Source organism: Mesorhizobium sp. (assembly GCF_005063415.1).
Taxonomy (GTDB): domain Bacteria; phylum Pseudomonadota; class Alphaproteobacteria; order Rhizobiales; family Rhizobiaceae; genus Mesorhizobium.
The window spans coordinates 1,807-2,082 of sequence record NZ_SUEG01000307.1 but is presented as its reverse complement, the minus strand read 5'-3'; the positions used below and the strand labels follow the sequence as shown (position 1 = coordinate 2,082).

General features: G+C 67.4%; 1 pseudogene. It reads right to left on the bottom strand.

What is annotated here, in order from left to right:
- Positions 1–246: pseudogene (locus tag E5W70_RS32105) on the bottom strand (sugar kinase); the annotation flags it as partial.
- Positions 247–276: the final 30 nt, after the last annotated feature.

The following is a 276-nucleotide window of genomic DNA, read 5'->3' as shown; positions in this document are numbered from 1 at the left end:
GGCAGGAATCGGGTCGCTCTCGACCAGCACCTGATCGTCGATCAGCGGCTGCACGATTCCAGAAATGGTGGTGCGGTTGACGCCGGCAATGCGCGCCAGTTCGGCGCGACTGGTCGGTCCGAGATCGAACAGGGCTTGCAGCACACGGCCGCGATTGGTCGAGCCGACCATCGAGGAAGACAGCAGCGCCTTGCGCCGGTGCGAAACCCGCTCCGCGCCGGACGCATCGCCGGGCGGCGTGAACAGAGCGCTGCGTCCGCCATTCGGGCGCCCATA